At 38.4% G+C, this 13,950-nt stretch carries 13 protein-coding genes and 1 other RNA gene; 4 read left to right on the top strand and 10 right to left on the bottom strand.

The window, feature by feature from the left end:
• Positions 1-77 precede the first annotated feature (77 nt).
• Positions 78-451: RNase P RNA component class A (gene rnpB / locus H592_RS23385), an RNA gene on the bottom strand.
• A 330-nt stretch (positions 452-781) separates the two neighbouring features.
• The gene (gene rsmI, locus H592_RS0116910) at positions 782-1,642 is read right to left on the bottom strand and encodes a 16S rRNA (cytidine(1402)-2'-O)-methyltransferase (RefSeq protein WP_028869814.1); all 861 of its coding nucleotides are present in this window, start codon (positions 1,640-1,642) and stop codon (positions 782-784) included.
• A 120-nt stretch (positions 1,643-1,762) separates the two neighbouring features.
• Between rsmI and H592_RS0116905 the strand changes: the two genes are divergently transcribed.
• The 4 genes from H592_RS0116905 to H592_RS0116890 all read left to right on the top strand — a co-directional run bounded on the left by H592_RS0116905 (position 1,763) and on the right by H592_RS0116890 (position 5,627).
• The gene (locus H592_RS0116905; protein ID WP_051369228.1) at positions 1,763-3,844 is read left to right on the top strand and encodes a penicillin-binding protein activator; all 2,082 of its coding nucleotides are present in this window, start codon (positions 1,763-1,765) and stop codon (positions 3,842-3,844) included.
• On the top strand, positions 3,813-4,181 hold the full coding sequence (locus H592_RS0116900) for a YraN family protein (RefSeq protein WP_028869812.1): 369 nt from the start codon (positions 3,813-3,815) through the stop codon (positions 4,179-4,181). Before H592_RS0116905 ends, H592_RS0116900 begins: the two co-directional genes overlap by 32 nt.
• An 8-nt stretch (positions 4,182-4,189) precedes the next feature.
• A complete protein-coding gene (locus tag H592_RS0116895; RefSeq protein WP_182690220.1) occupies positions 4,190-4,777 on the top strand; it encodes a D-sedoheptulose-7-phosphate isomerase in 588 nt (195 codons plus the stop codon).
• 265 nt (positions 4,778-5,042) lie between these two features.
• Positions 5,043-5,627: a BON domain-containing protein gene (locus tag H592_RS0116890; RefSeq protein WP_028869810.1), complete on the top strand. Its 585-nt coding sequence runs from the start codon at positions 5,043-5,045 to the stop codon at positions 5,625-5,627.
• A gap of 313 nt (positions 5,628-5,940) precedes the next feature.
• Here H592_RS0116890 and H592_RS0116885 read toward each other — a convergent pair whose 3' ends face one another.
• From H592_RS0116885 to pilW, 8 genes are all read right to left on the bottom strand, one after another.
• A complete protein-coding gene (locus H592_RS0116885) occupies positions 5,941-6,168 on the bottom strand; it encodes a zinc ribbon domain-containing protein (protein WP_028869809.1) in 228 nt (75 codons plus the stop codon).
• A 1-nt stretch (position 6,169) separates the two neighbouring features.
• Positions 6,170-7,645, bottom strand: coding sequence for a ribosome biogenesis GTPase Der (gene der / locus H592_RS0116880; protein ID WP_028869808.1), 1,476 nt, complete (start codon positions 7,643-7,645; stop codon positions 6,170-6,172).
• 76 nt (positions 7,646-7,721) lie between these two features.
• Entirely contained in the window at positions 7,722-8,921 is a 1,200-nt protein-coding gene (bamB, locus tag H592_RS0116875; RefSeq protein ID WP_051369227.1) for an outer membrane protein assembly factor BamB, read from the bottom strand.
• 14 nt (positions 8,922-8,935) lie between these two features.
• The gene (locus H592_RS0116870) at positions 8,936-9,616 is read right to left on the bottom strand and encodes a YfgM family protein (RefSeq protein WP_028869806.1); all 681 of its coding nucleotides are present in this window, start codon (positions 9,614-9,616) and stop codon (positions 8,936-8,938) included.
• Positions 9,617-9,651: 35 nt separating this feature from the next.
• On the bottom strand, positions 9,652-10,929 hold the full coding sequence (hisS, locus tag H592_RS0116865; RefSeq protein ID WP_028869805.1) for a histidine--tRNA ligase: 1,278 nt from the start codon (positions 10,927-10,929) through the stop codon (positions 9,652-9,654).
• 228 nt (positions 10,930-11,157) lie between these two features.
• Positions 11,158-12,267 (bottom strand): flavodoxin-dependent (E)-4-hydroxy-3-methylbut-2-enyl-diphosphate synthase, encoded by a 1,110-nt coding sequence (gene ispG, locus H592_RS0116860; RefSeq protein ID WP_028869804.1) that lies wholly within the window; start codon positions 12,265-12,267, stop codon positions 11,158-11,160.
• A gap of 289 nt (positions 12,268-12,556) precedes the next feature.
• Positions 12,557-13,144, bottom strand: a complete 588-nt coding sequence (locus tag H592_RS0116855) for a helix-turn-helix domain-containing protein (protein WP_028869803.1) — start codon at positions 13,142-13,144, stop codon at positions 12,557-12,559.
• Positions 13,137-13,919 (bottom strand): type IV pilus biogenesis/stability protein PilW, encoded by a 783-nt coding sequence (gene pilW / locus H592_RS0116850; protein WP_028869802.1) that lies wholly within the window; start codon positions 13,917-13,919, stop codon positions 13,137-13,139. Before pilW ends, H592_RS0116855 begins: the two co-directional genes overlap by 8 nt.
• Between the last annotated feature and the right edge of the window lie 31 nt (positions 13,920-13,950).

The raw sequence follows: 13,950 nt of genomic DNA, 5'->3' as shown, positions 1-13,950 counted from the left end.
CAAGTGATTTAAATATAAAACTAAAACTCTATAAACGAAAAAGCCCCTGTTTACATTAAGTAAACAGGGGCTAAAATGGTTGGAGTTGGCCTGTAAGCCGGGTTCTGTCGTTGAATCGTCATTCGTCTAGGCCTGCAATCACTCACAGGCTCAAGCAACCTACCCGCTTCCAGCATGGGCCATGCCTCAGGAAGCCTATTTGGTTTTGCTTCGGGTGGAGTTTACCTTGCACTAATGATTACCCACTAGCCGGTGCGCTCTTACCGCACCCTTTCACCCTTACCTACTAATAAATTAGCAGGCGGTCTCCTCTCTGCTGCACTTGTCGTTAGCTCGCGCTACCCAGGCGTTACCTGGCACCCTGCCCTTTGAAGCCCGGACTTTCCTCCCCTTTTCAATACTTTAGAAATACATCTTAAGCAATCAAAGCGGCGACGATCTGGCCAACTCCGCGGCGTATTATACGGTAAAGCGATCACACTACAAGTAGTTAAAGCAATTATAATTACAGTAACAATTCTTAAATTCAAATAATAAGCAAGCAAGTAAACTATTTCGTTTTTTCAAACGACTAGCATTAACAAATTAAGTCATTTTATCGACTAAAAGTATTTATAGATAAAAGGCTATTATAGATTAAAAGCAGTTATAGATTAAGGTTCATTAGATATTTAAAGTAATACATGGACTAAACCAAGAACTATAAATCTGCCTTTACTTATTAAAGGTAGATTTATAGTTTGAAAGGTGAAGTAGAAAACTAGTACAGCCTATATTCAACCTATAAATTTTCTAGGCCCCATTTATAAAGGTCATTTTTCTTAAGATGATGAATTTCAGCGGTGATCGCTGCTGCTTTTTTAAGCGGTAACTCTTTTTTTAATAAAGTAAGTGTTTTGATCGCTTCTACCGAGAGTGCATCTTTATCTTTGCTCGCACCAGCTACCATCAATACAAATTCACCACGGCAATGGTTAGTATCTTGCCCTAACCAATCCAACATTTCACCAGCTGGCAACACGTAATACGACTCGAACATTTTAGTTAATTCACGTGCAATCACTAATTTACGATCCGCACCCATAATATTAATGATATGTTTCACCGTATCTTGAATACGGCGTGGCGATTCATAAAATATCATGGTCTGTGTTTCTTCTGCTAAAGCGGTGAGTTTCTCCGTTTTCGCCTTTTCTTTAACCGGTAAAAAACCTTCAAATGAAAATCTATCCGAAGGTAAACCTGCCGCTGAAAGCGCAGTAATAGCTGCACAGGCACCTGGCACAGGCACAACATCAACACCCGCTTCACGACATTCATTAACCAAATGGTAACCAGGGTCACTGATCAGGGGCGTACCTGCATCTGAAATCAAAGCAACAGATTGTCCTGCTTTAATTTTTTCAATTAACACTTTGCCACGTTGACGTTCATTATGATCATGTAATGGAAATGTAGGCTTGCTTATTTGGTAGTAACTTAATAGTTTACCGCTATGGCGGGTATCTTCTGCTGCAATTAAATCAACGCCTTTTAATATTTCAATGGCGCGGTAAGTAATATCTCCAATATTGCCCAAAGGAGTGGCAACAATATACAATTTTGCGCTTACTTCGTTATTTAATTGATTATTTTCAGACATATTTGACTCTATTAAAGTGTTAAGGATTGTTTAACTAAGTCGGCAATATTACACTATAGGCATCTTGATACCTATCTGAAAACTGATCTGAGATTGGTTTGATTAAAAAGGACAAAAAATTTGAACACTGCAATCTTATCTAAACGCGCTTTATACTTTCCTCTCATGGTTTTGAGCATGTTGTTTGTGTCCGCTTGTTCTGTCATTGAGCCAGATAAAAGTACAGCACCAACATTATTTACTGAGTTTAATGAATCAGCACAATATTTATTAAAACAAGCCGATAAACTCGATGAAGCTGACAATACGCCATGGCAATTAGCCGCTGTACAAGCCTTAACACAGGAAAATAAGTTTGTTTTGGCAGATTCTGTGATTGAGCATTTACAAAAGAAAACGCTGACGACACAACAAAAAAATCATTTATTGTTATTGATTGCTGAAAATGACTATGCGCTTAATCAATTTGATAAAACCGATGCAATACTTAAAAAGATTACTCAAAATGTATTAAGTGCGCCGGCGAATCTACACTACTTAAAAATAAAAGTTGATTTACAAGTTAGTAACAAAGAACATCAGGCGGCGTCCGATACATTACTAGAATTAACGCCTCTATTAACCACGGAGCAAGATAAACAAACTTACAATGATTTGTTGCTAAATGAGCTATCGTTATTAGACCCAAGTATTTTAAACAAATTTAAAAAAGTTACGTCAAGCGCAGAAATATTCTCAAATAAAGCCCTAGTAACCGATGCAACGGGTGAAAATACGAATGCACAAACAGCACTTGTTACACAGCAAAAAGAGATGTTTGTACATGGCTGGTACACATTAGCTAGCGTTTATCAACGCTATCAATTACGCAATAATCAATTACTGCAAGCGGTGGACGCTTGGAAGTTAGCTTATTCAAGTCACCCTGTTATTAATTATATGCCTACGCAATTAACTAACATTGAAGAGGCGATTCCTTACAAAGCAAATAAGATTGCCGTGTTATTACCATTATCTGGTCGATTCAAGAAACCAGCTGAAGCAATACAATATGGCATCAGCCATGCTTTTTATAATCAATTAGCATTGAAAAAGCAGTTAGATAATGAACAAGATCAGTTTAAAGAGTCTGACCCGACAATCGCTTATACACCTGAGATCATTATTCCTAGTGAGTTAAAATCGCCTCCAGCCGATTTGCTTTTTATTGACACAACAAAACACACTGCACAATCAATTGCAGACCAACTACATGCTCAAAGTATTGATTTTGTAATCGGTCCTTTAGTGAAATCTAATATTGATCAGTTATTACCTTTGATTACAGATATTCCAGTATTAGCTTTAAATCGCTTCCAAGAGGATGATGAATCAGCGGCGGCAAGCTCATCAATTCATTACGCGTTTCCACTTTCTCCGGAAAATGAAGCTGAACAAGCTGCAGAAATGATCTTCAAAAATAATCATAAAAAACCTTTATTATTAGCGCCAAAATCTAAATTTGGTGAGCGCGTTGCAGCTGCATTTGAAGCACGTTGGATAGCGTTAAATGAAGAGCAACAAGCAGAGTCTGATTATGGTGTAGAGGGGTATCCTGCTGAAACGCATTATTTTGCTGCTAAATCAGAGTATCCAAAGTTAATATCGACGGCATTACAAACAGATAAAAGCCAACAACGTATTAACCAGATGAGATCGGTGGTTGGCTATGGTATTAAATCGGAGCTCAGAAGCCGCCGCGATGTGGATGCTATCTATATTATTAGTAGCCGTAGTGAATTAATTTTATTGAAACCTTTTATTGCGGTGACAGTCAGCCCTTTTGCTAAAAGTATTCCTCTTTATGCAAGTTCACGAAGCCATGCTTCTGATTTAGCTAATATTCAAAATAAAGAACTTTCTGAACTGACGTTTTCAGACATTGCCTTTTTAATGGATGACGACAGTCAGATGAATAAAAATATTCAAGCAATCTGGCCACACCAAAGCTTTAGAACATTACGTTTGTTTGCATTGGGTTATGACAGCTACAATTTAATTGAGCAGTTAAAACAAATGCAAGTTATTGAAGGATATAAATATCAAGGTTTAGTGGGTGAGTTAACATTAGATCAGCGCAATACGTTACGTAGTAAGTTACACTGGGCAAAATACCAAGAAGGCGAACTCGTTGAAGTTACCTCGTCTGTTTCAGGCCAGTAATAACAGTGGCGTAAAATACGAACAACAAGCCTTGGATTTTTTACAACAGCAAGGCTTATTGCTTGTATGCCAAAATTTCTATTGCCGATTCGGTGAAATAGATTTGATTATGTCAGACCAAGATACATTGGTTTTTATTGAAGTACGGTATAGGAAAAATCAAGATTATGGTGGCGCACCGGCCTCCGTAACCTATCAGAAACAACAGAAATTAATTAAAACAGCAAAGCATTATTTATCGCAACTTAATAGTGAACCCTATTGCCGTTTTGATGTGGTCGCGATCAGTGAAAAAACATCAACACCGCAATGGATACAAGATGCATTTCAAGAGTAACATGTCACATGATTAATGAAAAAATTCAAGCTCACTTTGCAGAGAGCATTCAAACTAAAATCGTTGCAGCAGAAGCGCTGCCAGAGCAGATAGAAGCAGCAGCACTATTACTCAAAGATTGTTTAATCAATGGCCATAAACTGCTGGTTTGCGGTAATGGTGGTGCAGCAGGTTTAGCACAAATTTTTGCATCACACTTGCTTAACCGCTATGAAACAGATCGCCCTGCTTTACCTGCCATCGCGATCACTTCCGATTCATCGTTAGTTTCAGCGATTGCCAGTGATAGCCATTTTGACCAAATTTATGCACGCCAAATATCTGCATTAGCACAACCGGGTGATGTATTAATTACTATTAGCCATGGTGGTAATAGCCGTAATATGGTGAAAGCCGTTGAAACAGCACTCAGTAAAAATATACAAATTGTTGCTATGACAGGGGTTGATGGTGGCGAAATTGCAGGCTTATTAGGAGCAGATGATATTGAAATACGGGCACCAAGTGATAAAGGTGCACGCATTGAAGAGATTCATTTACTCGTGGTTAACTGTTTAAGTGACTTAATCGATCAACAATTATTCCCACAGTATTAAGCCTACTGCTCGTTACTACTTTGATCTTGTGTTCCATGAGGTGTTTTGATCGAAGCAGACAAAGGATGCCTGCTTATCTAAGTCATGATAAACAATAAAGAACAACACCCTGTAGTGATGCCAAGTAAACGGTTTGATGACTATTTATAGTGCCTTTTCACTTATTTATGTGCGCTAACTACCGGACATCAACCTAGGCTTATATAAAAAACCAGGAACTCGTTGTAAAATAAACTTGAAAGATTCACCGTCTCTAGGAAAAATTATGAAATATATAACCCGTTTTTTACCCGCTTTATTATGCTTTGCACTGTTACAAGGTTGTGCGAGTGGTTTGATTGTTGCTGCTGGTACCGCGGTCGCGGTTAATAGTGATGAGCGTACTCTTTCTCAACAAATTGAAGATGATCGTTTATCCATGGTAGCCATTGATAAAGTCGTTAACTCAGACGTATATAATAAAAATATGCGCATTAACATCGTCACTAATAACAGCTTTATTTTATTAATTGGACAAGCAGATAGCCAGGCGAATAGTAATAAAATAGAAGATATATTGATTAATATTGATGGTATTAAAGGGGTTTATAACCAACTACGCATCGGTCAAACCATCGGCCTAGTCAGACAAACACAAGATACTTGGCTAACGGCTAAAGTCAAAAGTAAGCTTACTGGACACGATAAAGTCGACCCTTTAAAAATTAAAGTGGTTACTGAAAATGCAGAAGTATTTTTAATTGGTCAAGTAACCAAAGAGATGTCTGACTTTGCGACCAACATTACCAGTAATGTTGAAGGCGTTAAACAAGTAATCAGAGTGTTTGAAGTGATAGAAGAGAAAAAATAAGTAACAATAGAAGGCTCTGTTACCTAGGTTTTATGCTCATAAGTGTAGTCATTAAACATTAAACATTAAACATTAAACATTAAACATTAAACATTAAACATTAAACATTAAACATTAAACATTAGACATTAGACATTAGTCATTAGTCATTAGAGATTAGGCATTAAATATATAAGCTTAAAAGCCTCTATTATTGTCCAGCATTTAAAATTGAAAGTATAAAAAAGGGAGTGACTACATAATGTAGAGACTCCCTTTTTTTATCATTACTTTTTGGGTTTAACTTTTAGTTTATTTTCAAATATGGCAAGTGCTATGCTTGTTTCACTAAGCTGTAAATGGCTGTCGATTTACTCTTTAGCTCATTACAATGCTCACACCAAAAACTCACCGCACCACAGGCCTTTAAACGCTGCAATGGTTGTCCACATTCACGACAGCAAACGTTAACTACAAAATCACTGTTGCAACTTGAACAATGGCGTTTTAATTCGCCACTATGCGTTAACTCTGATTCACAATCTGGACAAGATAACTGCATATTACTTCTTATTTTTACTGTTAGCGTAGTTGCGTAATAAACGTTGACGTTTATACATTTGATGCGGTGTTAGTTTATTACGACGGCCTTCAAATGGGTTACTTCCTTCTCTAAACTCGATACGGATCGGTGTCCCCATGATCCCTAACGTACGGCGGAAATAGTTCATTAAGTAACGCTTATAAGAGTCAGCTAATTTTTTAACTTGGTTACCGTGAATAACGATCAACGGTGGGTTATAACCACCTGCATGTGCATATCGTAATTTAACACGACGTGCGCCAACCATTGGTGGCTCGTGGTCATCTGTTGCCATACCCATAATACGGGTAAGCATCGCCGTTGAGATTCGTTTAGTTGAAGAGATATAAGCTTCTTCTACTGATTCAAATAAATGTCCAACACCCGTACCGTGTAGGGCAGAGATAAAGTGAATTTTAGCAAAATCGATAAAGCCTAAACGGCGATCCAATTCTGTTTTAACACGTTCTTTATCGTATTCTGTCATGCCATCCCATTTGTTCACTGCAATCACTAATGAACGGCCTGAATTTAAGGTGTAACCTAATAGGCTTAAATCTTGATCAGAAATACCATCACGCGCATCAATAATCAACATAACAACGTTTGAATCTTCAATCGCTTTTAAAGTTTTAATAACAGAGAATTTCTCAACGGTTTCATTGACTTTTTTACGCTTACGAACACCGGCGGTATCGATCAAAATATATTCACGTCCATCGCGTTCCATAGGAATATAAACACTGTCACGCGTTGTACCCGGCATATCAAATACTAATACTCGCTCTTCACCTAAGATACGGTTAGTCAATGTTGATTTACCAACATTAGGACGGCCAATCAGTGCAAGTTTAATCGGTAAAGCGGCTAAACGTTCTTGCTCTTTAGCAATTTCATCTTCGTCTTCATCATCGTAATCCAATGCAAATTCATACTCATCAACTTCATCTGAGATTGGATTTTCTTGATGGAACTCTTCTAGTGCAGCATCAATCATTTGACGCACACCTTTACCGTGCGCAGCTGCAATTTGATAAACTTCGCCTAATGCTAAGGCATAAAACTCACCACACATTGAATCCGCATCAATACCATCAATCTTATTCGCCACGATCATGACTTTTTTGTTTTGCTTACGTAAATGCGCGGCAATCGCTTCATCGGCAACGGTTAAACCTACTCGTGCATCTACTAAAAATAATACGGCATCGGCTTCTTCTATTGCAATTAATGATTGCTCAGCCATTAACGCATCAATGCCCTCTTCATCGCCTTGAATACCACCGGTATCAATAACAATAAATTCAAGTTCTTCAACTTTGGCTTGACCATATTTACGGTCACGCGTTAAACCGGGGAAATCGGCAACTAGCGCATCTCTGGTGCGAGTTAAACGATTGAAAAGCGTAGATTTACCTACATTAGGGCGACCTACTAAAGCGATGACTGGTAACATATTTTTTGAAATCCTATAAACTAAAAAAGCCCCATGCACAGCAAGGGGCTACAGTATAGCGTAAAAACGTATTAAATTATTCTACATTTAATATCGGTTTTTCAATGGCGATCAAATCACCACTGCGTGTTTGTAAATAAAGATGCGTAGACGTTGCAACAGGTTCGATATACAAACCATCAGAGTCTAGATCTTGTTGTGCAACAAATTGTCCGCTTTCGCGATCAATCCAATGTAAATAACCTTCAGCATCACCGACTACAATATATTCATTGGCGACGGTTACCCCTGTCACATTGCGGTAAGCTAATTCTTTATTGATCCAACGTTGCTCACCATCATTACGATTGACAGCAAACACATAACCACGGTAATCAGTTAAGAAAATATCACGACCAGATACTGTTAAGTTCTTAAAGCCTGAATATTTTTTAGACCACAACAACTCACCTTTTAACAGGTCAATCGCCACTAAGTTACCATTGTAACCCAACGCATAAACCGTTCCATTAACAATAACCGGCTTCATATCAACATCGGATAAACGATCTAACTCAGTCGCGCCATAAGGTCTTGAAACCGGAACTTGCCACAATGGTTGACCATTTTTTAATAGTGCGGCAGCCAGATAACCGTCAGCACGACCATAGATGATCCCGCCTTGCGAGATGCTTGGTGTTGCACTGCCACGCAAGGTAAGTTTAGGTTGAGCATTAGTTAAACTCCACATTTCCTTACCGGTTAAGCTATCAAGCGCAATTAATTCACCACGTGAAGTATGTATCACGACTAGGCTATTATCATAAATAGGCTGTGCGACAACTTCACCAGAGACTTTGCTCATCCATTTAATGTCACCGTTAGCAGCATCAAGTGCAAACACTTGTGCATTTTCGGTACCGATATAAAGTGTATCACCACCTAAACTAACACCACCAGATAAACGTGCAGACCGATTAGAGTCATTGGACTCATGATCGCTTAAGTCAATTGACCATAGCTTTTTACCATTTTTAACCGTCAGTGCTTTTACTTCACCATCACGAGCGGCAATGTAAACCGCATTGCTGTCTACGGCAGGTTGTAGTTGAGAGTAGTATTTATCCACACCATCACTAATACTGCTTGTCCAAGCAATAGTTGGTTCATAAATCGCTTCAAACTCTGGCAATTCTGCCATTTTAACAACATCATCTTCACTGCTAAAAATAGAGCAACCACTTAACACGAGTGTTGTTGTGGTGATGACAGTTAGCTTTTTAACCCATTTAATCATTGTATTATCTCAATTTATTGCGCAGCATCTAACTTAGGTGCTGGAGCAACATCTGCTTTAGCAACGGCTAAATCATCTAATTGTAATTGTAATAAAGGATCTACACGGCCTTCACTTGCATCAACTGCCGTTTGAAATGCACTACGAGCAGCTTCAAGATCGCCTTGTTTTAAATAAACTAAGCCTTTACTTTGATTAGCTTTAACAATAAAACCTTTTGCTGTGATTTTGTCTAACGTTGTTAATGCCGCTTGATAATCACCTAACTCACTATTTACTCGAGCAAGACGTAATTGAATAACGGGTGTTAACGGCTCATAGCTATTGCTGGCTAATAAATTAGTCAACTGTGTTTTTGCTAATGCAAAATCTTTAGCTTGAACGGCTTCTTTAACTAATAATAATGCACCTAATGTGGCGTAGTTATTGTCTTTGTTATTGGCAATAAAAGTACGCATTTCAGCACTACTTTGCTCTTCGCCCTCGGCTTCAAATTTACTTAATACTTGCTGAAATTCAGTGGATGCCTTTTCTTGATTTGTGGTCACAGTTTCACCGTAATAACGCCATCCCCAAAGACCTGCTAAACCAACTACAGCGCCCACAACCAGCATGGTCCCATTTTCTTTCCACCACTGTTTAATGGCATCAACTTGTTGTTCTTCTGTTTCGTAACCTTCAATAATATCAACCACGTGTGTTCCTTACTTATTCTGTTTTTATCAATATACTATGCAAAGTAGGTAGGTAATACCTTAACTAAGCTGTCAATTGCAACGGTTTGTTGCTCTGAATTTCCTTGCAAGTCTTTAATTGTGACGCAACCACTCTCTAATTCGCTTTCACCGATGATCAACGCAATTTTTGCACCGCTTTTATCAGCACGCTTCATCTGTTTTTTAAAGTTACCCGCGCCACAGTGATGCATCATTTTTAATTGGGGTAATTGATCACGTACAATTTCAGCAACTTTAAAGCCTGCGATATCAGTACCTTCACCAACAAGAATACTATAAATATCAACATCACCTTTAATATCATCATTTAACTCTAGGGTTTCTAGCATTAAAATAATGCGTTCTAAACCCATTGCAAAACCCACTGCAGGTGTTGCTTTACCACCAAGTTGTTCAACTAAGCCATCATAACGACCACCAGCACAAATTGTGCCTTGAGAACCTAGGCTAGTTGTTACCCATTCAAATACGGTGCGGTTATAATAATCTAAACCACGTACAATACGCTCATTGATCACGTATTTAACACCCGCAGCATCTAAATATGCTTGTACTTTGGCAAAATGTGCTGCTGTTTCGTCACCAAAATAATCAGATAGTTTCGGAGCATCTTCTAAGATTGCTTGAACCGCTTCATTTTTGCTATCTAACACACGTAATGGATTCGTTAACATACGGCGTTTACTGTCATCGTCGAGTTTATCTTCGTGTAACTGCAAGAACTCAACTAATTTCGCTTTATAAACATTACGTTCTTCATTGCTGCCTAAAGAATTTAATTGCAGTTCAACATGTTGCTCAATACCTAATGCTTTCCATAAACGTGCAGATAATAAAATAACTTCTGCATCGATGTCCGCACTTGCAATACCAAAGGTTTCTATACCAACTTGGTGAAATTGACGGTAGCGACCTTTCTGTGGGCGTTCATGGCGGAACATCGGCCCGATGTACCACATTCTACGTTCTTGGTTATAAAGTAAACCATGTTCATTACCCGCACGTACACAAGAGGCAGTCCCTTCTGGTCGTAAAGTTAAGCTGTCGCCATTACGGTCTTCAAAGGTGTACATCTCTTTTTCAACGATATCGGTTACTTCACCAATCGAACGTTTGAAAAGATGGGTACTTTCTACAATCGGCATACGAATTTCAGAGTAGCCGTAACTGCTGACGGTTTGTCTAATTAATGACTCTAATTTCTGCCAAACTGGGGTTTGTTCAGGAAGGGTATCGTTCATACCACGAATAGCTTGTATCTTCTTTGCCACAATGATTTCCGAATTCTGTCGATGAATAAAAATACATACAGTATGTATTGTTAATAAAATTGTTAGTCATTATAAGGAAGTTTGTGTCTAGATGGAACAATACTACAGAGGTTTGCTACGTTTAAGGTAAATAAAAAGCCCAAATATTAAAAACACTTGGGCTTATTTCGAGGTTTTCACTAAAAGTCTTGATTAACACAGACTTAATTTATTAAGTACCCGTTATGTTTACCCTTTAACGATAATGTTACTTTGGTCAGTACGGCTAATACGGGCACGAATTTTTGCTTCAAGCTGGTCAATCACGTTGTCATTATCGAAGCGATCACGTTGACGCGTTCCATCTTCGTAAAAACCACTTTTGTTTTTGCCACCAGTAATACCAATATCAGACACTAATGCTTCACCGGGTCCGTTCACAACACAACCAATGATCGATACATCCATCGGCATTACCACGTCTTCTAAACGTTCTTCTAAGGCATTAACCGTGGCAATTACATCAAACTCTTGACGTGAACAGGTTGGGCAAGCAATAAAGTTAATGCCACGACTACGAATACGCAGGGACTTTAAAATATCGAAACCTACTTTGATCTCTTCAACCGGATCAGCGGCCAACGACACGCGCAATGTATCACCAATTCCTTGAGACAATAACATACCAAGACCTACCGCAGATTTAACGCTACCACTACGTAAACCGCCAGCTTCAGTGATACCAAGGTGCAATGGTTGAATAATTTGTTTTGCTAATAATTGATATGATTCAACAGCTAATAGTGCATCAGATGCTTTTACACTGACTTTAAATTGGTCAAAGTTAAGACGGTCTAGAATCTCCACATGGCGTAATGCAGAGTCCACTAATGCCTGCGCAGTAGGTTCACCATATTGCTCTTGAATATCCGCCTCTAAAGAACCACCGTTAACGCCAATTCGAATAGGAATATTTTTATCACGAGCGCAATCCACAACACTGCGGATGCGTTGCTCATTACCAATGTTGCCAGGATTAATACGCAGGCAATCGACACCGTATTCAGCGACTTTCAACGCGATACGGTAGTCAAAGTGAATATCGGCTATTAAAGGAATATTGCACTGTTTTTTAATTTCACGAAACGCTTCTGCTGCATTCATAGTAGGAATAGACACTCGCACCATATCCGCACCAACCGCTTCTAAGCGTCTTATTTGTGCAACGGTTGCATCCACATCTGTTGTTAACGTGTTAGTCATTGATTGCACAGTAATTGGTGCACCACCACCCACAGGGACATTGCCCACCATAATCTGTTTAGATACGCGGCGTATAATCGAAGAGGTATGACTCATTGTAGTTACTCTTTAAAGTTAAAGGTTCAAGGTGATACGTTAGTATATCGCTTTTATCGTCGAATTATTATGACTGAGCGAAGTGACAATTAGTTGCTTACTCGCACCAATTTAACATTATTTAGTAGAAACTTCGCCGCAATATTGATTGCGTTAATTTTAGTTGAAATAGAACTGCTACTGCAAGTATTAACTAATGGCTTTTAATCCACTATGTCTAATACTCTCTGATATTACCGATACGTTTTCATTTTGTTGATAGCCAACGGTTGATCTAGCTTGCTGAACACTACTGTGCCGTATCTGTTTCCACACTTTGCTGTTCGTCTATCACTGGTTGCGCTGTCGACTCTGCTGGTAAAGTATCTTGGTCATTAAACAAAGGTTCATTTTCATCAGAATGTTCCGGCAAGCGCATCTCTCTATTTTCTGTTACAACACCGGGTTTTACCATGGAGAACAACGCAGAATAATTCCAAAATACAGTCAATCCTGCAGCCGTGATCAAGATCAGTAGGAAGAGTATCCAGATCACTTTTTTTGCCGAGCTTTTTTTTGCCCTGAGAATATGCGGACTTTTTAAGGTTGTCACGCGTTTTTCAGGGTGTATTAGTTGTTGGTATTCAGGATAAGATTTTAGATCAGCCACCCCAACCATTTTACTGTAATTGGCAATATAACCACGCAAGTAAATGATCGGGTATCGATTTTCAGCAATCACCTGCTCTAGGTTATTTTCAATATCTAAAATAACGGTTTCTTTTAAGTTGAGTTTAAGAGCAACCTCATCAATAGATAAATTAGCCGCTAATCGACTTTCTTTAAGAATTTTATCGAGTGTCATTGTCGTTTCCATCTGTAGAATTTGATCAGTCATGGTGCTCATTATTTAAATAGCTCAAAGCTTGTTGAGAGGTAGGGAATTTATCTAAAAGTTGTGCTGAATATCTTGCTAAACTTGCTTTTTTACCGGAAGCATAACTCAAACGTACCCATTGCCATAAACTTTCTGCCGTTGCAGGTGAGCTACGTTGAAAGGTAAATAAATTGATTGCAGCCGCTTTATAATTTTTTTCAGTAATATTTAACTTAGCTAAAGATAAATTAATACCGATGCTATTAGGGCTGTGTGATAAAGCATAACCATAATAGAAAATGGCTTTCTTATTATCTTTTGCCTCTTCCGCACATACGGCTGCATTAGAGTAAGTGCGGGCAACGCGTGTGTAATGTGGTAATGAAATTGCTTTTAAGAAAGCTTCTTCTGCTTTTTCATACTTACCCTGTGCACATAAGAAAGTACCATAATTATGATAAGTATCGCCATTATCTTCATCTAAGGCTAAGGATTTTTTATAAAGTTGCTCTGCTTTATCGTTTTCATTTACTTTCTGATAATAATAAGCGTAGATACGAAAGACTTTGGCACTATTAGGTTGGTATTTTAAGGCTGTATCAAGATTTTCTTTGGCTTGCTGCATTTGCTTGTTTTCGAGATATAACAAAGCTAATTTCAAACGCGTATCCGCAGCGCCTTCAGGATTAAAAGCCATTTTTTGGCCACCAGGGCTATTGATGGTTTTGATTGTTTCGCTTGAGACACAAGCTGAAATAAAAAATAAAGAGACTAAGCTAATCAATATAAAACGCATAAATTCCTCAAGAACGAAAAGTCGTGCAGGA

The organism is Psychromonas arctica DSM 14288, from assembly GCF_000482725.1.
Classification (GTDB): domain Bacteria; phylum Pseudomonadota; class Gammaproteobacteria; order Enterobacterales; family Psychromonadaceae; genus Psychromonas; species Psychromonas arctica.
The sequence above is the reverse complement of the archived record's forward strand: the minus strand, read 5'-3'. Positions and strand labels throughout refer to the sequence as shown.

Coding starts and splice junctions, on each gene's coding strand:
- rsmI (WP_028869814.1), bottom strand. CDS start 1,642: ATGTCTGAAAATAATCAATTAAATAACGAAGTAAGCGCAAAATTGTAT.
- H592_RS0116895 (WP_182690220.1), top strand. CDS start 4,190: ATGATTAATGAAAAAATTCAAGCTCACTTTGCAGAGAGCATTCAAACT.
- H592_RS0116890 (WP_028869810.1), top strand. CDS start 5,043: ATGAAATATATAACCCGTTTTTTACCCGCTTTATTATGCTTTGCACTG.
- H592_RS0116885 (WP_028869809.1), bottom strand. CDS start 6,168: ATGCAGTTATCTTGTCCAGATTGTGAATCAGAGTTAACGCATAGTGGC.
- der (WP_028869808.1), bottom strand. CDS start 7,645: ATGTTACCAGTCATCGCTTTAGTAGGTCGCCCTAATGTAGGTAAATCT.
- bamB (WP_051369227.1), bottom strand. CDS start 8,921: ATGATTAAATGGGTTAAAAAGCTAACTGTCATCACCACAACAACACTC.
- ispG (WP_028869804.1), bottom strand. CDS start 12,267: ATGAGTCATACCTCTTCGATTATACGCCGCGTATCTAAACAGATTATG.
- H592_RS0116855 (WP_028869803.1), bottom strand. CDS start 13,144: ATGACTGATCAAATTCTACAGATGGAAACGACAATGACACTCGATAAA.
- pilW (WP_028869802.1), bottom strand. CDS start 13,919: ATGCGTTTTATATTGATTAGCTTAGTCTCTTTATTTTTTATTTCAGCT.